This window comes from Kluyvera sp. CHPC 1.251 (genome assembly GCF_036759945.1).
GTDB classification, from domain to species: domain Bacteria; phylum Pseudomonadota; class Gammaproteobacteria; order Enterobacterales; family Enterobacteriaceae; genus Kluyvera; species Kluyvera sichuanensis.
The window spans coordinates 223,340-241,626 of record NZ_JAPKIC010000006.1; the positions used below are offsets into that span (position 1 = coordinate 223,340).

An 18,287-nucleotide genomic window follows, 5' to 3' on the forward strand; every position below is an offset into this window, starting at 1 on the left:
GCCTGATGGCGCTACGCTTCTCAGGCCTACAACATTCACCGCAGCCTGCGGTTAATACAGCTTATTCTCCCGCATAAACCCTTCCCCGCCCAATTGGCGCATCTGACGTAAAATCCACGCCTGACGGCTGCGCACATACCCTGACGGCGCATTAGCTTTAAAACGAATCGGGTTAGGCAGCACCGCGGCCAACAGCGCGGCTTCCGCCATCGTCAGCTTGCTCGCAGGCTTATGGAAATAGCGCTGAGACGCGGCTTCCACGCCAAAAATACCGTCGCCGAATTCGGCAATATTCAGATAGACGGTCAGAATACGCTTCTTACTCCAGACCGTCTCCATGCCCAGCGTCAGACCGGCTTCCAGCCCTTTACGTACCCAGCTGCGCCCATCCCACAGGAACAGGTTCTTCGCCGTCTGCTGCGACAGCGTAGAGGCGCCGCGAATCCGGTTTTCATTACGCTCGTTATGCGCCAGCGCTTTCTCAATCGCCGAGACGTCAAAACCCCAATGATCCGGGAATTTCTGATCCTCAGCGGCGATCACCGCCAGCCCCATATACGGCGAGATAGCATCCATGCTAACCCAATCAGAGTGCGCCACGTAGCCAAAGTCGCCCGTCATCCAGGCGCCAATTTGACGCTCAATCATCACTGCAGAGAATGGAACCGGCAGAAAACTGAACGCGGCAATGCCGCCGCCCCAGAAAAGCGCCAGCAGCAGCAGTAGTCGCCAGAACAGTTGTTTTAGCCCCGCTACCTTTCTCAAAGCCATCTTCTTCACGCTAACTCTCTGACGCCGATTAATATTTCTGATTAAGTCGTTATGCTTCACACATTTTACTGATTCACGTAACAAACATTTTAAGTTTTGCTATCTTATTGAGCGTGCAATCGTATTTTAGGTTGTGTCAAAAACAAAAAATAGAGCTAATCAGCTGACGCAGCCACCAGTTCCCTGGTGTTGGCGCAGTATTCGCGCACCCCGGTCAAGCCGGGGTCATTTTTTACCGGCGTTCGCTACCCACGCTTTCAGCACCGCGACGTCCTGCTGCCACTCAGACTTCATCTCTTCAACCCATTCACCCACGTTATCCCACCAGGCAGGTAAATCCGGTGACTGGATCTGCTGCCCCAGTTGCTGCAGGTGGCGCAGACCGACGGAGCCAGCTGCACCTTTAATCTTATGACCTTCCTCGACGATGCCTTTCTGGTCACGCGCGGTCAGGTTCGACTCCAGCACCGCCAGATAGCCCGGCATCATCTTCTCGAAGACCGCCAGACCGTCGGTGATCAGCTTCGGCCCGACCAGATCGATGTACTGCTCCAGCATTGGAATATCCAGTAGCTGCTGCGATTTACTGCTTTCTACAGGCGTCACGGCACTCTCCTCTTCGTCTTCAACGGTGTCCCAGAACTTCTTGATCATCGCCGTCAGGGCCGGTACCGAGAGCGGTTTACTCAGCACATCGTCCATCCCGGCTTCCAGATACTCTTTCTTATCTTTCAGCACGTTTGCCGTCAGCGCGACCAGCGGCGGCAGATCGTCGGCGTGGTATTTGCGCGTCAGCTCGCGGGAAATATCCAGCCCGGTCATATCCGGCAGCTGGATATCCAGCAGCACCAGGTCATATTCACCGGGGGTAAACATTTCCAGCGCATCTTTACCGGTCATCGCCACGTCGACGCTGTTACCCAACTTCTCAAGTACCGAGCGGGCAACAATGACGTTCAGCTCAATGTCTTCCACCAGCAGGACATGCAGCGCCGGCAGCGGCATTTCATCGCCCTCAAACGCGTCTTCAACCTCTTCCGCCACCGCCGGTGCATGTACCGTCAGGGTGAAGGTGGCGCCATGCCCCGCCAGGCTTGAGACTTCAATATCGCCGCCCATGCTTTTCGCCAGACGGCGGGAGACCGCCAGACCGATACCGGTGCCGGTAGCTGGTTTGCCCCCCTGGCTGTCTTTCACCTGATAATACATGGCGAAGATTTTATCCTGCTCTTCCTGCGGGATCCCGATACCGGAGTCTTCAACTTCAAAGTGGAGCATATCGCCTGCGTCATAGCGCACGCGCACCGTCACGCTCCCCTGCTGGGTAAACTTCACGGCGTTGCTGATAAGGTTCCACAGAATCTGGCGCAGTCGGGTACCGTCGGTAATCACCTTATGCGGCAGCGGCAGCGTTGGCTCCATCACGAAGCGTAGCCCTTTTTGCTGAGCCTGCAGACCGGAGAGGTTTTCCAGATCAGCCAGGAAACCGGTGAAATCGACCGGTTGATTATCCAACTGAACTTTCCGGCGTTCCATTTTGTCCATGTCGATAATATCGTTGAAGATATTGCCCAGCGTAACGGCCGAGACATGAATGGTTTTCAGGTATTTTTCCTGCTCGGTAGTCAGGTTGGTGTCAAGCAGGATACGGCTTAAGCCGACGATGCCATTTAGCGGCGTACGCAGCTCGTGGCTGATGGTGGAGATAAAGGTGGTTTTGTCGCGGCTGGCGCGCTCAAGCGCGTCCTGATAGCGCTTACGCTCGGTAATATCGCGACCAAAGCCCATCAGGCCATGACGTTTACCGACGCGGTCGTAGTACGGCACTTTACGAATCTCAAAGCAGGCTTTACGCCCATCAGGGTAATCGAGCCACTGTTCGTAGGTCAGTGAAACGTTATGACGGAATACTTTCTCATCGGTTTCAATAACCTTCGCCGCCGCTTCCGGGGTATAGACCTCTTCCGGGTGCAGGTGAATCAGCTGTTTTTCGCTTTTGCCAGTCAACAACTCCATCGCTCGGTTACAGCCGGAAAACTCTTTATCTTCATTACGATAGAAGACTAAATCAGGAGATGCATCCAGGAATGAGCGCAGGAAAGAGGATTGCTGTTCGAGGCGGATCTGCGTCTCTTCACGTTCCTGTACCTCAACGCGCAGCTGTTCGAGCGTCGCAAGGCGTTCAGCTTCGGCCTTTTCACGGTCGCTAATTTCCTGATTCAGCTGGGAAATATTGTCCTTGAGCTGGACGTTAAGCTTGAGGTCGCGTTCGCGCATTTCTTCAAGCTTCTCCACCAGTCGGGAGAGACGCTGTCGTGACTCTTCCAGCTGTTCCACCACCACCGACAGGAAGTAGACCGCCCAGGGGGTAATCAACAAACCGAAGAAGATAGAACGAATAACATCAATGCTTTCAACCTGGCCGTGCAGCACCATGGTCACCGCCATCTGTACCACAATGGCCAGTACCACCAGCGCCAGCGCCAACAGTAATGAGAAACGTACCAGACCCAGCTTCATCATCAGGTCGACGTAATACTGCGCCAGCATACGGATTTGCTTCATAAGGGATTCCTTCACGACAACGTCGTTCAATCATACCCAATTCTGAGCGTAGCGCGGTAGGTTGTGCGAAAAATGCGGGGATTATCTGCTAATTGGGCCACGGAGCCATTCCCGGCGGCGCCTCGCCTGGCCGGGCTACATTGCGCGCCGCCATCCGGCAATGCGCGCAAAAGTGCCAGATGGCGCTATGGCTGCACCCACGGCTGGCCCAACGCCGAGCCCTGTACGCCGTGCTCGTTCAGGTATTTATCCAGTTCCACCATCCCGGTCCAGCGGTTCTCACACCATAGCGGGGCCAGCAGCGTCGGGCGACGTGCGCTGGCGGAAATGCGGTGATAAATCACCTCCGGCGGCGTATGGCGAATCATCTCGCCTGCGGTGACCGTATAGTCATCCAGCTCAATACCGTTCAGACGCCCGGCTTCCCAGGCTTTCGCCATGATGCTGCCGGTGACAATATGTAGCGGATGCAGCTTAATGCCATCAACGCCCGTCTCGACGACCTGCTGAAGCGTCTCCAGACATTCGCGCTGCCCTTCGCCCGGCAGACCGACAATGAGGTGGCTGCACACCTTCAGGCCGCGTTCGCGCGCCAGACGGGTGGTATTCTGATAGCAGGCAAAATCATGGCCGCGGTTAATACGGTGCAGCGTTTTATCGTGTGCCGTTTGCAGGCCGAGCTCCAGCCACACTTCATAACCCTGCTCGTGATATTCACTCAACAGGTCAAGCACCGCCTCCGGTACGCAGTCCGGGCGCGTACCGACGCACAGCCCGACGATATTTGCCTGGCTGATGGCCTGCTGGTACATCGAACGCAGCACCTGTACTTCGGCAAAGGTGCTGGTATAGGCCTGAAAGTAAGCCAGGTAGCGTTTTGCGCGATTCACCAGATTCGCCTGATGCGCCAACTGCTCGGAAATCGACTTATGCTGCTGCTCTTCATCGGCGAACGAAGCCACGTTACAGAACGTGCAGCCGCCGCGGCCGATGGTGCCATCGCGGTTTGGACAGCTAAATCCACCATGCAGCGTCAGTTTATGAACCTTTTCGCCATAACGACGCGTAAGATCCCCACCAAACATATTGACTAATTTTTGTAACTGCATAATCTGATAGACCGGCCTGAAGAAAGGGGCCAAGCCTGCCACTTTTAGTCTCGATCGGCGATGACCTGGATCAATCGCCATGTAGACCCTTTACCTCATTGCATAATCAATCAAAATAACTGCAATTTCATTCACGGCCATATAGATTATATTTACTTATGTTCAGCGGCTAATTTGCAATAATCTATCTGTCGTTGAAAAACAGAGTGATCCTATACCCCCACACTCCATGCCAGCATTAAATGCTACTTATCGTGATATAAACAGTGCATGACGATTAAAACAGCGCTTTCAGATAGTGAGACAGATCACACTCGCTAATCCCATTCAGCACGCTTAACGTCAGCCAAAAATGACATATTTTTCTTATATATCATTACTTTAATTACTCCATAGCACATTTCTGTATAAATAAGATTGCCATTTGACCTATGTATCGATTCCCGATAAGTTGGGAATCCGCTGGAAGCTTTCTGGATGAGCAGTCTGCTCATCATATTTATGCAGTAATTGAGATTCCCTCTTAAGCAAGTCCTCAAACTTGTGCGACCTACGCGAAAAGGATAAAAGAGGGCGAATGCGAGGTTAGGCAGATGAATGCCATACCCCGTCGCCATGCTCTTGCTGTGCCTTGCGCGCAATCGATTAAGGGGGCGTCCCGTAGAGCCTGGGGAGGTTCACTGATATGTTGTACGATAAATCCCTTGAGAGGGATAACTGTGGTTTCGGCCTGATCGCCCACATAGAAGGCGAACCTAGCCACAAGGTAGTGCGTACCGCGATACACGCACTGGCCCGTATGCAGCACCGCGGCGCGATCCTCGCCGACGGGAAAACCGGTGACGGTTGTGGCCTGCTGTTGCAAAAACCTGACCGTTTCTTTCGCATCGTCGCCGAAGAGCGCGGCTGGCGTTTAGCGAAAAACTATGCCGTTGGGATGCTGTTCCTGAATAAGGATCCTGAACTGGCTGCGGCATCTCGCCGTGTTGTAGAAGAAGAACTGCAGCGTGAAACCCTGTCTATCGTCGGCTGGCGCGATGTGCCAACCAATGAAGGCGTATTGGGTGAGATCGCCCTCTCCTCTCTGCCTCGCATCGAACAAATTTTTGTTAACGCCCCTGCGGGCTGGCGTCCACGCGATATGGAGCGCCGCCTGTTTATCGCGCGTCGCCGTATCGAAAAACGCCTCCAGGAAGATAAAGACTTCTACGTTTGTAGCCTGTCGAACCTGGTCAACATCTATAAAGGTCTGTGTATGCCGGCGGATTTGCCGCGCTTTTACCTGGACCTTGCGGACCTGCGTCTGGAGTCGGCCATCTGCCTGTTCCACCAGCGCTTCTCCACTAACACCGTGCCACGCTGGCCGCTGGCTCAGCCGTTCCGCTATCTGGCGCACAACGGCGAAATCAACACCATCACCGGTAACCGCCAGTGGGCGCGCGCGCGTACCTATAAGTTCCAGACCCCGCTGATCCCGGATCTGCACGACGCTGCGCCGTTCGTTAACGAAACCGGCTCCGACTCCAGCTCCATGGATAACATGCTTGAGCTGCTGCTGGCTGGCGGGATGGACATCATCCGCGCCATGCGTCTGCTGGTTCCACCAGCCTGGCAGAACAACCCGGATATGGATCCGGACCTGCGTTCGTTCTTCGACTTTAACTCCATGCACATGGAGCCGTGGGACGGCCCGGCAGGTATCGTCATGTCTGATGGTCGCTACGCCGCCTGTAACCTCGACCGTAACGGTCTGCGTCCCGCGCGCTACGTCATCACCAAAGACAAGCTCATCACCTGCGCTTCTGAAGTCGGTATCTGGGATTACCAGCCTGACGAAGTGGTTGAAAAAGGCCGCGTAGGCCCGGGCGAGCTGATGGTTATCGACACCCGCAGCGGCCGCATTCTGCACTCGGCTGAAACCGACAACGATCTGAAAAGCCGCCACCCGTACAAAGAGTGGATGGAGAAGAACGTTCGCCGCCTGGTGCCGTTCGAAGATCTGGCTGACGACCGCGTTGGCAGCCGCGAGCTGGACGACGATACCCTCGCCAGCTACCAGAAGCAGTTTAACTACAGCGCCGAAGAGCTGGATTCCGTTATCCGCGTACTCGGTGAAAACGGCCAGGAAGCGGTCGGTTCAATGGGTGACGATACCCCGTTCGCCGTGCTCTCCAGCCAGCCGCGTATCATTTACGACTACTTCCGTCAGCAGTTTGCGCAGGTGACCAACCCGCCAATCGACCCGCTGCGTGAAGCACACGTGATGTCGCTGGCGACCAGCATCGGCCGCGAGATGAACGTCTTCTGCGAAGCGGAAGGCCAGGCGCACCGCCTGAGCTTCAAGTCACCGATTCTGCTGTACTCCGATTTCAATCAGCTCACCACGATGAAAGAGGAGCACTACCGCGCCGACACGCTGGATATCACCTTCGATGTGACGGAAACCAACCTCGAAGAGACGGTGAAAGCGCTGTGCGATAAAGCCGAGCAGATGGTCCGTAACGGTACCGTACTGCTGGTGCTCTCTGACCGTAACATCGCTAAAAATCGTCTGCCGGTACCGGCACCGATGGCGGTAGGCGCTATCCAGACCCGTCTGGTTGATAAGAGCCTGCGCTGCGATGCCAACATCATCGTCGAAACCGCCAGCGCCCGTGACCCGCACCACTTTGCGGTGCTGCTCGGCTTTGGCGCGACGGCTATCTACCCGTACCTGGCGTATGAAACCCTGGGCCGTCTCATCGATACACATGCTATCGAGAAAGACTACCGCACGGTGATGCTGAACTACCGTAACGGCATCAACAAAGGCCTGTACAAGATCATGTCCAAAATGGGCATCTCGACCATCGCATCTTACCGTTGCTCCAAGCTGTTTGAAGCGGTTGGCCTGCACGATGATGTGGTCGATAACTGCTTCCAGGGCGTGGTTAGCCGCATCGGCGGCGCGTCGTTCGACGACTTCCAGCAGGACCTGCTGAACCTGTCGAAACGTGCCTGGCTGGCGCGTAAACCGCTAGAGCAGGGCGGCCTGCTGAAATACGTTCACGGTGGCGAATACCACGCCTACAACCCGGACGTGGTGCGCACCCTGCAACAGGCGGTACAGAGCGGCGAATACAGCGATTACAAAGAATATGCAGAGCTGGTCAACAACCGCCCTGCGGCGACGCTGCGCGATCTGCTGGCAATTAGCCCGAACGGCGAAACCGTCAACCTGGCCGACGTTGAGCCAGCAAGCGACCTGTTCAAGCGTTTCGATACCGCTGCGATGTCTATCGGCGCACTGAGCCCGGAAGCACACGAAGCGCTGGCGGAAGCAATGAACAGCATCGGCGGCAACTCGAACTCCGGCGAAGGCGGCGAAGATCCGGCGCGCTACGGCACCAACAAAGTGTCACGCATCAAGCAGGTGGCTTCCGGTCGCTTTGGCGTAACGCCAGCGTATCTGGTTAACGCCGACGTGATTCAGATTAAAGTTGCTCAGGGCGCGAAGCCAGGTGAAGGCGGCCAGCTGCCGGGTGATAAAGTCACCCCGTACATCGCCAAACTGCGCTACTCCGTGCCAGGCGTGACGCTGATTTCGCCACCGCCACACCACGATATTTACTCTATCGAGGATCTGGCGCAGCTGATTTTCGACCTGAAACAGGTCAACCCGAAAGCGATGATCTCCGTGAAGCTGGTTTCCGAACCGGGCGTGGGCACCATCGCGACCGGTGTGGCAAAAGCCTATGCCGACCTTATCACCATCGCCGGCTACGATGGCGGCACCGGTGCGAGTCCGCTCTCCTCCGTGAAGTACGCGGGCTGTCCGTGGGAATTGGGTCTGGTTGAAACGCAGCAGGCGCTGGTCGCTAACGGCCTGCGTCACAAGATTCGTCTGCAGGTGGACGGCGGCCTGAAAACGGGCGTCGACATCATTAAAGCGGCGATCCTCGGCGCAGAAAGTTTCGGCTTCGGTACCGGACCAATGGTCGCGCTGGGCTGTAAATACCTGCGTATTTGTCACCTGAACAACTGCGCAACCGGCGTAGCAACTCAGGATGAGAAACTGCGTAAGAACCACTACCACGGCCTGCCGTTCAAAGTGACCAACTACTTTGAATTCATCGCCCGTGAAGTGCGTGAGCTGATGGCTGAACTGGGCGTAACCCGTCTCGTTGACCTGATTGGCCGTACCGACCTGCTTAAAGAGCTGGATGGCTTCACCGCCAAGCAGCAGAAGCTGAAGCTGTCTCGTCTGCTGGAAACCGCCGAGCCACATCCTGGCAAAGCGCTGTACTGCACCGAGAACAACCCGCCGTTTGATAACGGCGTGCTGAATGCACAGCTGCTGCAACAGGCGAAACCGTTTGTGGATGAGCGCCAGAGCAAAACCTTCTGGTTTGATATCCGCAACACCGACCGTTCCGTCGGCGCATCGCTGTCTGGCTATATTGCCCAGACCCACGGCGACCAGGGTCTGGCGGCAGATCCGATTAAAGCGCACTTCAGCGGTACCGCGGGCCAGAGCTTCGGCGTGTGGAACGCAGGCGGCGTAGAGCTGTACCTGACTGGCGATGCCAACGACTACGTTGGTAAAGGCATGGCGGGCGGTCTGCTGGCGATTCGTCCTCCGGTAGGCTCTTCCTTCCGTAGCTTTGAGGCGAGCATCATCGGCAACACCTGTCTGTACGGCGCGACCGGTGGTCGTCTGTACGCCGCAGGCCGTGCGGGTGAACGTTTCGGCGTGCGTAACTCCGGGGCGATTACCGTCGTAGAAGGCATCGGCGACAACGGTTGTGAATACATGACCGGCGGTATTGTCTGCGTGCTGGGCAAAACGGGCGTCAACTTCGGTGCCGGTATGACGGGCGGCTTCGCCTACGTACTGGACGAAGACGGCGATTTCCGCAAGCGCGTGAACCCGGAACTGGTGGAAGTGCTGGATGTCGACACACTGGCCATTCACGAAGAGCATCTGCGCGGCCTGATTACCGAGCACGTGCAGCTGACCGGTTCTTCCCGCGGCGAAGAGATCCTGGCGCACTGGGAGACTTACTCCGCGAAGTTCGCGCTGGTTAAGCCGAAGTCCAGTGATGTGAAAGCCCTGTTGGGTCACCGTAGTCGTAGCGCAGCTGAGCTGCGTGTGCAGGCGCAGTAAGAGGTCATCATGAGTCAGAACGTTTATCAATTTATCGACCTGCAGCGCGTTGATCCGCCAAAGAAACCGCTGAAGATCCGTAAGATCGAGTTTATTGAGATCTACGAGCCGTTTTCCGAAGGCCAGGCCAAAGCACAGGCAGACCGCTGCCTGTCCTGCGGTAACCCTTACTGCGAGTGGAAATGTCCGGTACATAACTACATCCCGAACTGGCTGAAGCTGGCCAACGAGGGGCGTATTTTTGAAGCCGCCGAGCTGTCACACCAGACCAACACCCTGCCGGAAGTCTGCGGGCGTGTTTGTCCACAGGACCGCTTGTGCGAAGGTTCCTGTACGCTGAACGACGAGTTCGGCGCGGTCACCATCGGCAACATCGAACGCTATATCAACGATAAAGCGTTCGAGATGGGCTGGCGTCCAGATATGACCGGTGTGAAGCAGACCGACAAGAAAGTCGCCATCATCGGCGCAGGCCCGGCAGGCCTGGCTTGCGCTGACGTGCTGACCCGTAACGGTGTGAAGGCCGTGGTCTTTGACCGTCACCCTGAAATCGGCGGTCTGCTGACCTTCGGTATCCCTGCTTTCAAGCTGGAAAAAGAGGTGATGACCCGCCGCCGTGAAATCTTCACCGGCATGGGTATTGAGTTCAAACTCAACGTTGAAGTAGGCCGCGACGTTCAGCTGGATGACCTGCTGAAGGATTACGATGCCGTCTTCCTCGGCGTGGGCACCTATCAGTCCATGCGCGGCGGCCTGGAGAACGAAGACGCTTCCGGCGTATTCGACGCTCTGCCGTTCCTGATTGCCAACACCAAGCAGATTATGGGCTTCGGCGAAACCGCCGAAGAGCCGTACGTCAGCATGGAAGGCAAGCGCGTAGTGGTACTTGGCGGCGGTGATACCGCGATGGACTGCGTACGCACCTCCATTCGCCAGGGCGCAACGCACGTGACCTGTGCCTACCGTCGCGATGAAGAAAACATGCCGGGCTCCAAACGCGAAGTGAAAAATGCGCGTGAAGAGGGCGTGGAATTCCAGTTCAACGTCCAGCCGCTGGGCGTGGAAGTGAATGCCAATGGCAAGGTCTGCGGCGTGAAAATGGCGCGTACCGAGATGGGCCAGCCGGATGCGAAAGGCCGCCGTCGCGCAGAGATCGTCGCTGGTTCCGAGCACGTGGTTCCAGCCGATGCCGTGGTGATGGCATTTGGCTTCCGTCCACACAGCATGGAATGGCTGGCGAAGCACAGCGTCGAGCTGGACTCGCAGGGCCGCGTCATTGCGCCTGAAGGTATTGATAACGCCTTCCAGACCAGCAACCCGAAAATCTTCGCCGGTGGTGACATCGTGCGTGGTTCGGACCTGGTGGTTACGGCGATTGCCGAAGGTCGTAAAGCGGCTGACGGGATTATGAACTACCTGGAAGTGTAATGCGGAATGCCGGAAGGAATATCCCCTTCCGGCATTTTAACGGTCTTAAAGATAGGCAATCGTAATGACCGCTTCACCATCCAACGTAATAGTTTGATTACTATTGATATCCGGCGCGACAGTAACACTGACCTGCAACGGCACGCTAGCCGTCATAATCGGCTGCGGCGTAGTGGTTCCTTTTTGAACAAAAGTATAAAAATAATCTTCATTTGTCGGCAAAGGCAGCAGGGTACTTGTTGACCACGGTCCACTCTTATCCGCAGCCCCAGCCATATCAACCTTCACTTCGGCATCAGCATCCGCCGCCACAACGGCACCAGTATTGATTTGCACCGCATAGCTGCCAATCTTTTTCCCTTCTGAAGTGACGCCAAGGCCGAACAGGTTAGAGGTATCACTGACGTACCCGCCGCCATTAACCTGGAATTTAGCCCCTGCCGTTCCGCCTTCATCTTTCCCGGTAGCCATCGAATCTGCACGCGCATCCCGGGCCGTAATTGCCACCCCGGTTGATGACTCACAAGTGATAGTCATCGTCAGATCGCGGGTACCCAGTTGAGTGAACGCTTTTTTCGATAAGCTGCCTGCATAGCGGGTACCGAAGTCAGCAATACCATTGTTACTCAGGACGGGAGTGCATGCCGCAGCGTCGGCGGTCACCTCAACGTTGATATCGACAACGTCGTTGGCGCTGACAAGCGCGGGGGCGAGCAGCATGATGAACAGAAAGGATTTTTTCATTGTGTCACCATCCTTACCCGAAGGTTTCCACGCCAGGTGGTTCTATCTGTGATAGCGCCGCTTTTGAATTCAGGTTTAATCGTTAAAGTAACCGACGCGGTTTTTCCCTTCAGCTCCTGACCGTTAACAAAAGCGATCCCCTGATTGACCCGAGCGGTAATTTGTTCTGCGCCATTGGTTTGTAGCGGAGCATCTCCAGCATGGACTGCCGCCAAACGAACGGGGTTATCATCAACGACGGCTTGCGAAGCGGTGACTAACATAGCGCCTTGGTCGCCGAAGCCAAACGCCCCTCCTTTTGGTGATGCCGTTCCGGTAAACAGGCGAATCTGCTGGGGCTCATCACAGGTGATGTTCAATACCACGACTTTCTCTGGGAGACTCATGTTCTCGCCCTGCGCCTGACGCTCCGCGGCGCTGATACGGCCATAGCTTAAATTTTGCTTATTCTGCAACAACTGGCATTCCGCCAGTGCCTGGGCAGTACACAGCATGAGCGTAATCGCTAATAAAAATCGCTTCATTTACACACCCCGTCGGCAGTTTCATAAAAGATTTCCGGACTGGCTTCTTCAGGTAGCGTCAACATAATCTGGCAGGTACCGTTATCCAGTTGCGCCGTCAGCGTTTGTTGTGCTTTCACGCTGTTGAGGAAAACGACACCATCATCAACTGAGGTTGTCAGATAATTGCCATTATCATCAGAAACGGCGACCCCTTTTGGCAACTTCCGTCCATCGGCTAACACGACGTTCAACAGCGCCCGTCGCTCAGTAACGGTACTAAAGCCAACCCGGCCGACCGCACCACGCCCCTGCTTCAGCATGCGAGTTCCATTGCCAATATCCATATTTTTAGGCAGTGTTTCAGTGTCAACTTCCACCCGCGACGTTCGCCAGGCACCCACGGCAGGAATGACTGCCATCCCTCGATAGTCGGTCCATACCGGCCCCTGTGGCGTATCAATTTTTACACCAGGCACCGGATTATCCAGAGAAGCAATGGCGAAGGTGTCGCGTATCGCCCACGGTGAGAAGGTCACACCCTGGCTGTGGGCAGCAATACCGCCCTGCAACGTTCCGGAATAACTACGGTTGTGTTCGCTACCAACGCTGGTATTGAGACCCAGTTGGGTATAGTGAAGATTGCTGTTGATCCCGGCGTTAAAGTTGTTCTCGTTCTGCGCTTCATCACGTTCAGCGCCAACGGTATAAGAGGTATTTTCGCTGACCATTCCCATCGCCGTGGAGCCATAACGCGTTTTATGGTTGTCCCGGCGGTTATAGGCATTCACGCTATGGTTACCAAATGGGATACTGATATTCACATAAAACAGATCGCCATCGTCTTCGTTATTATCATCCCCGCTCGACAACTGATGCTGCCAGTTCACCGACGTGGAGAAATATCGAAATGACTTGCTCCACCCGGCTGAAATATAACGCGAGTCATTGAGACGGTCATAGCCTCTCGTGGCGTAATAGCTCGTATTCAACCCACCAATAATCGGATGAGACCAGTTAACCCCAATCGAGTATTCATTTTTCATGGGTTCATCAAAGTCATCGTCAAGAGAATCGCTAAATTCACGATAATCCTGGGAGAGGTAGGAATAGGATGTTGTTAAGCCGAGCCCGAATGGAGCCGTATAACTCGATGCCAGCGTATATTTTTGCCCCTGCAAAGACTGCCGTAAGTCATTGGACTGATTGACCTGCGTACTCACGGTAAGGTCAGCCAAAGGAAGCGTATCAATGCTACCAGCAATCGCATGGTATTTTTCTGCCGCCAACACCCCTGCACGGGTATTCATACGGCTGTTAAGCTGCCAGCCGCCCGCGGCACTGATGACCCATGGTTTATGGTCATAGTCATCATTGACTCGTCCAAGAGAGACATAGACCCCTCCGGCATTGCCAACGGTCTGATTATACAGGCTGGCTGGGACAATATAGCTATGCTGACTGCCGTCCGTCTCCACCACCGTCACAGCCAAATCACTGTTCAGGTTGCGCATTGGAATATCGTTCAGGGTAAATGCACCTGCCGGAACCAGCGTCGAGTAGATCAGCACATTTTGCTGGCGCACTTCGACACGCGCCTGAGGAGTATTGGCAATCCCCTGAACCAGGACATTGCCGCCCCCGCCCATCAGCGCATTTTCTGGAGCAAACTCAGCACCGTAAATTCCCGTTCCCTGAAGCAGGGGGTTATTCAACCCTACCTCACCGAAGCGAGCGGTACTTTTTATACCGGTAAAGGTACGCTGCAAATACGTTGATGAGTTTTCACTGTTAAATCTGCCCTCGGAGCGGCTTAATAGTTGATGGCTACGCAACAGCCAGTCATTAAAATTCATGCCAGCATCCAGCAGTGCCTGAGAATAATCAGAATTCCCGCCAGAAAACTCATTACGAGATGACATTAACGAATAGTTGAGCAACGCTGCTGAACCACCGGAGTTATAGCCTGATATATCCGTATCATTGCGAACGACGGCTTCAGGGGGAACCACAACGGTTAACATCTCCTGGGCTGGCGATGAATCAACGGTCGTGCCCGGATAAGCGTCTGAATAAGGGTAACAACCGCTCCGATAATCGGACGGTATTTTAAGCCCTGCCTGCTGTAGAAATTCTTTATCAAAGCAAAGTTCACCATCGTCATTAAAACGAGCGATAACGCCACCTTTATCTACGCCATTAACATTGAGTGATACGGGCGAACTTCCCGGCAAATATCGAGATTTATGCGAAAAATAGTGAGCAACATTTGGGTTTAAACCAAGAGACTTCAACGTCTCCTGATCAAAATCAACCGCCGCCAGGTCAATTCCATCGGCCCTGGCATTATGGGCAACCAGCAGACTCACCAGACAGGCCAGAAGCGTTTTTCTATGCATTACCGCTCGTCCTTATGATGAGATTATTTTAATTCCGTAATTTGACTCTGGCCTTGATAGCCATAACGACTGGCAGGATAGAATTCAACCTGGGTATCTGCCGCTGCGGGTAGCTGCACCGTAGTACTGGTATGCGGCAGCATGTACGTCTTATTGAGTGAGCCGGCTTTATTTGACGGCAACGTTTTGAACGCCTGAGTCATACGCACCACATAATCACTGGGGTTGCTGACTTTTAGGGTATTGCCCTCTTTTTTCCACTCAAGGTATTTCCAGGGTTGCGTTTCCTCTGCCAGCCCTGCGGGATGAATAATGACCGGAAGGTCCTGGCGTACCGTCACGGCAACGCGATCTTTGCCTTTCTCTTTTGGTGGAATACCTTCAAAAGTGACGCGAGCGAATGCTTCGTATTTCAGCGGCGCGGTTGTTTGCAACATAAAGCGAATGCGTTGAATCTGGCCCGCCTCTACGCGCACCACTGGCTGAGAAACAATTAAGCGTACGGATTTATCGCTGTCGGGAAGCGCAACAATATTGGTGTATAACAATGAGGGTGAAGAATCGGTGTTAGTCACGTTCATACTGGCTTCGCCTTTTCCAGCATCAACCAGTAATACCGAAGTTTCTGGCACCATACCGGTGGCAAAACTATTGATTGAATAAAACATCGCTACGAGGAGAGTTAACCCTCTGGTTCCATTTGCAATATTCAAAGCATCCATTCCTTTAGATCGGTATTTAATCATGGGTTCAGCAGAAATATTTCCCTACCACCGAACCCATTCCCTCAACTATTTGTTATCAGAGATAAACCAAGCTGATGGTCGCATTACCATCCAGGGTAATGGTGTCGTCGGTACCCAGTACGCTGTTATCCTGTACCGCAGCAGTAATCAACAAAGGTGCAGTCAGCACTTTGAACGCTTTCGGCACCAGAGAACCTTTTGTGGCGACCGTAAGGGCACGTGCGGCATCGCTACAGCCACTCGTCAGAGAGCAGAATGCACCATCATAAGTCTCCCAGGTAACAGTTGATGCATTAACGTCTTCGGTACGCAGAACGTCAACAGCAGTGCTATCAGCGGTCACTGTAGCCACATCAATGGTAATAGCATACGCACCAATGTTAATCGAACCTGCCTTGCCTAACCCAAAGCCATTCGACGTATTCGCTGCATCAGTGCCATCTGTCCATGCGCCGTCAATGAAGGAAGTTGTACCGTTGAGGCCAACATTCGAGTCGCTACGATTATCGGTAGACGTGATGCCAACGGCGATTTCATTATCACAGGTTACCGTTAACGTAATACTTTTCTGGCCTAACTGAACCAGTTTATTTGTGACACCCGTTGGGGCAATGACCTCATTACGGATAGTACCGTAATCAATAGTGCCACCATTCGGCAATGTCGGAACACAGGCACCTGGCACAATACTGCCGATAACTTTCAGCGTAACATCACTGCCAGCGGTAGCATTAAATGAAGCAAACAGCGCGGCACTTAATGAGGTGGCAATAAGAAGTTTTTTCATGTGTTAATCCTTAACGTATGAAGCATAATACATGTCATTATTATTCCCTGAAATAATGCCCCATGCATTATCGAATCAAAATAATGATATAATCAATTTAGTAAAAATAAATTCGTCATAAAAAATGACTTAACCCGAAATTCGCCAAAGAGATCTATTTTGAAATTGCCGGGTTGTCACCGTCAGCCAACGCCAAGATAAAACATTAGGAATAGGCTGATGCCCTGACGACGATCGAATGAACAAGACTATTATCAGAGATAAACCAGGCTGATGGTCGCATTACCATCCAGGGTAATGGTGTCGTCGGTACCCAGTACGCTGTTATCCTGCACTGCCGCGGAAATCACCATCGGTGCAGTCAGCACTTTAAACGCTTTTGGTGTCAGAGAACCTTTTTCAGCAACCGTAAGGGCACGTGCTGCCGCACCACAGCCGCTTGTCAGAGAACAGAATGCGCCATTAGAGGCCGCCCAGGTAACAGTAGTTGCATTCACATCGTCGGTGGTAATGACGTCAACTGCCGTACTATCAGCCGTGGCAGCTGTCGTATCAAAGGCAATAGAATACGCGCCAATATTAACCGAGTTTGTCGTGGTGCCTAACCCAAAGCCATTTGAAGTCGCATGAACATCTGTGGCCCCATTATCATATCCATCTTCAATATAAGAGTTGGTGCTATTAAGGCCGACATTCGAGCTGCTACGGTTATCGCTGGAAGTCACCGCAACGGCGATCTCATTATCGCAGGTCACCGTTAAGGTCATGCTTTTCTGACCTAACTGAACCAGTTTATTCGTGACCCCCGTTGGAGCAATTGCTTCATTACGAAGAGTACCGTAATCAATAGTACCGCCATTCGGCAATGTAGGAACACAGGCCCCCGGAACAATACTACCGATGACTTTCAGCGTGACGTCACTCCCCGCGGAAGCATTAAATGAAGCAAACAGCGCGGCGCTTAATGAGGTGGCAATAAGAAGTTTTTTCATGTGTTAATCCTTAACGTATGAAGCATAATACATGTCATTATTATTCTCTGAAATAATGACCCCATGCATTATTGAATCAAAATAATAAAATAATCAATTTAGTAAAAATAAATTCGTCATAAAAAATGACTTAACCCGAAATTCACCAAAGAGATCTATTTTGAAATTGCCGGATTTTCACAGTCAGCCAATGCCGTGATAAACCATTCGAAATTGGCTGATGCCCTGACTACGACCAGGTGAACAAAACTATTATCAGAGGTAAACCAGGCTGATGGTCGCATTACCATCCAGAGTAATAGTGTCGTCGGTACCCAGTACGCTGTTATCCTGCACTGCCGCGGCAATCACCATCGGTGCAGTCAGCACTTTAAACGCTTTTGGCGTCAGAGATCCTTTTTCTGCAACCGTAAGAGCACGTGCTGCTACGCTACAGTTGCTCGTCAGAGAACAGAATGCGCCATTAGAAGCCGCCCAGGTAACAGTAGTCGCATTCACATCGTCGGTAGTAATGACGTCTACTGCCGTACTATCAGCAGTGGCAGCTGTCGTTTCAAAAGCAATAGAATACGCGCCTATTTTAACCGAGTTTGCCGTAGTACCTAACCCAAAGCCATTTGAAGTCGCATGAACATCTGTGGCCCCATTATCATATCCACCGTCAATATAAGAGGAGCCATTAAGAACGACATTCGAGCCGCTACGGTTATCGCTGGAAGTCACCGCAACGGCGATCTCTTTATCACAGGTCACCGTTAGGGTCATGCTTTTCTTACCTAACTGAACCTGTTTATTCGTAACCCCCGTTGGGGCAATTGCTTCATTACGAAGAGTACCGTAATCGATAGTACCGCCATCTGGTAACGTTGGGACACAGGCACCAGGCACAATATTGCCGATAACTTTCAGCGTGACGTCACTGCCAGCGGTCGCATTAAATGAGGTAAAAAGAGCGGCACTTAGTGAGGTTGCAATAAGGAGCTTTTTCATATGTTAATCCTTAAACATGAAATGAAACGTAATACATTTAATCAGGAATTAGTTATATCGTCTCCAAATAAAATGTTTGCCAATTATCGGATTAAAATAACAACGCA

General features: G+C 53.1%; 12 protein-coding genes. 2 read left to right on the forward strand and 10 right to left on the reverse strand.

Features of this window, described 5'->3' with window-relative positions; translation table 11 throughout:
• Positions 1–51: 51 nt before the first annotated feature.
• From mtgA to V6940_RS13985, 3 genes are all read right to left on the reverse strand, one after another.
• Complete coding sequence (gene mtgA, locus V6940_RS13975) at positions 52–771, reverse strand: monofunctional biosynthetic peptidoglycan transglycosylase (protein ID WP_333496305.1); 720 nt, start codon at positions 769–771, stop codon at positions 52–54.
• A gap of 225 nt (positions 772–996) precedes the next feature.
• Entirely contained in the window at positions 997–3,336 is a 2,340-nt protein-coding gene (arcB, locus tag V6940_RS13980; RefSeq protein ID WP_333496265.1) for an aerobic respiration two-component sensor histidine kinase ArcB, read from the reverse strand.
• A gap of 185 nt (positions 3,337–3,521) precedes the next feature.
• Positions 3,522–4,445, reverse strand: coding sequence for a TIGR01212 family radical SAM protein (locus tag V6940_RS13985; protein ID WP_333496266.1), 924 nt, complete (start codon positions 4,443–4,445; stop codon positions 3,522–3,524).
• Between the two features lie 685 nt (positions 4,446–5,130).
• Between V6940_RS13985 and gltB the strand changes: the two genes are divergently transcribed.
• Both gltB and gltD read left to right on the forward strand, forming a co-directional pair.
• Positions 5,131–9,591, forward strand: coding sequence for a glutamate synthase large subunit (gltB, locus tag V6940_RS13990; RefSeq protein WP_333496267.1), 4,461 nt, complete (start codon positions 5,131–5,133; stop codon positions 9,589–9,591).
• 9 nt (positions 9,592–9,600) lie between these two features.
• The gene (gltD, locus tag V6940_RS13995; protein WP_185667787.1) at positions 9,601–11,019 is read left to right on the forward strand and encodes a glutamate synthase subunit GltD; all 1,419 of its coding nucleotides are present in this window, start codon (positions 9,601–9,603) and stop codon (positions 11,017–11,019) included.
• Between the two features lie 45 nt (positions 11,020–11,064).
• On the opposite strand, the gene V6940_RS14000 is transcribed toward gltD, so the two are convergent.
• The 7 genes from V6940_RS14000 to V6940_RS14030 all read right to left on the reverse strand — a co-directional run bounded on the left by V6940_RS14000 (position 11,065) and on the right by V6940_RS14030 (position 18,180).
• Positions 11,065–11,763 (reverse strand): DUF1120 domain-containing protein, encoded by a 699-nt coding sequence (locus tag V6940_RS14000; RefSeq protein WP_333496268.1) that lies wholly within the window; start codon positions 11,761–11,763, stop codon positions 11,065–11,067.
• Complete coding sequence (locus tag V6940_RS14005; protein WP_333496269.1) at positions 11,760–12,287, reverse strand: hypothetical protein; 528 nt, start codon at positions 12,285–12,287, stop codon at positions 11,760–11,762. Before V6940_RS14005 ends, V6940_RS14000 begins: the two co-directional genes overlap by 4 nt.
• Complete coding sequence (locus V6940_RS14010; RefSeq protein ID WP_333496270.1) at positions 12,284–14,665, reverse strand: fimbrial biogenesis usher protein; 2,382 nt, start codon at positions 14,663–14,665, stop codon at positions 12,284–12,286. The genes V6940_RS14005 and V6940_RS14010 overlap by 4 nt, the downstream gene beginning before the upstream one ends.
• A 23-nt stretch (positions 14,666–14,688) precedes the next feature.
• Entirely contained in the window at positions 14,689–15,378 is a 690-nt protein-coding gene (locus V6940_RS14015; protein WP_442910821.1) for a fimbria/pilus chaperone family protein, read from the reverse strand.
• 88 nt (positions 15,379–15,466) lie between these two features.
• A complete protein-coding gene (locus V6940_RS14020; protein ID WP_333496271.1) occupies positions 15,467–16,198 on the reverse strand; it encodes a DUF1120 domain-containing protein in 732 nt (243 codons plus the stop codon).
• 254 nt (positions 16,199–16,452) lie between these two features.
• Complete coding sequence (locus V6940_RS14025; RefSeq protein ID WP_333496272.1) at positions 16,453–17,190, reverse strand: DUF1120 domain-containing protein; 738 nt, start codon at positions 17,188–17,190, stop codon at positions 16,453–16,455.
• Positions 17,191–17,445: 255 nt separating this feature from the next.
• Positions 17,446–18,180 carry a DUF1120 domain-containing protein gene (locus tag V6940_RS14030; RefSeq protein WP_333496273.1) on the reverse strand — a complete coding sequence of 245 codons (735 nt, stop codon included), beginning with the start codon at positions 18,178–18,180 and terminating at the stop codon, positions 17,446–17,448.
• Between the last annotated feature and the right edge of the window lie 107 nt (positions 18,181–18,287).

What these genes read in the sequence shown, in the direction of transcription:
- gltD (WP_185667787.1), top strand. Translation starts at nt 9,601, where the DNA reads ATGAGTCAGAACGTTTATCAATTTATCGACCTGCAGCGCGTTGATCCG.
- V6940_RS14020 (WP_333496271.1), bottom strand. Translation starts at nt 16,198, where the DNA reads ATGAAAAAACTTCTTATTGCCACCTCATTAAGTGCCGCGCTGTTTGCT.
- V6940_RS14010 (WP_333496270.1), bottom strand. Translation starts at nt 14,665, where the DNA reads ATGCATAGAAAAACGCTTCTGGCCTGTCTGGTGAGTCTGCTGGTTGCC.
- mtgA (WP_333496305.1), bottom strand. Translation starts at nt 771, where the DNA reads ATGGCTTTGAGAAAGGTAGCGGGGCTAAAACAACTGTTCTGGCGACTA.
- V6940_RS13985 (WP_333496266.1), bottom strand. Translation starts at nt 4,445, where the DNA reads ATGCAGTTACAAAAATTAGTCAATATGTTTGGTGGGGATCTTACGCGT.
- arcB (WP_333496265.1), bottom strand. Translation starts at nt 3,336, where the DNA reads ATGAAGCAAATCCGTATGCTGGCGCAGTATTACGTCGACCTGATGATG.
- V6940_RS14000 (WP_333496268.1), bottom strand. Translation starts at nt 11,763, where the DNA reads ATGAAAAAATCCTTTCTGTTCATCATGCTGCTCGCCCCCGCGCTTGTC.
- V6940_RS14025 (WP_333496272.1), bottom strand. Translation starts at nt 17,190, where the DNA reads ATGAAAAAACTTCTTATTGCCACCTCATTAAGCGCCGCGCTGTTTGCT.
- V6940_RS14030 (WP_333496273.1), bottom strand. Translation starts at nt 18,180, where the DNA reads ATGAAAAAGCTCCTTATTGCAACCTCACTAAGTGCCGCTCTTTTTACC.
- V6940_RS14005 (WP_333496269.1), bottom strand. Translation starts at nt 12,287, where the DNA reads ATGAAGCGATTTTTATTAGCGATTACGCTCATGCTGTGTACTGCCCAG.
- gltB (WP_333496267.1), top strand. Translation starts at nt 5,131, where the DNA reads ATGTTGTACGATAAATCCCTTGAGAGGGATAACTGTGGTTTCGGCCTG.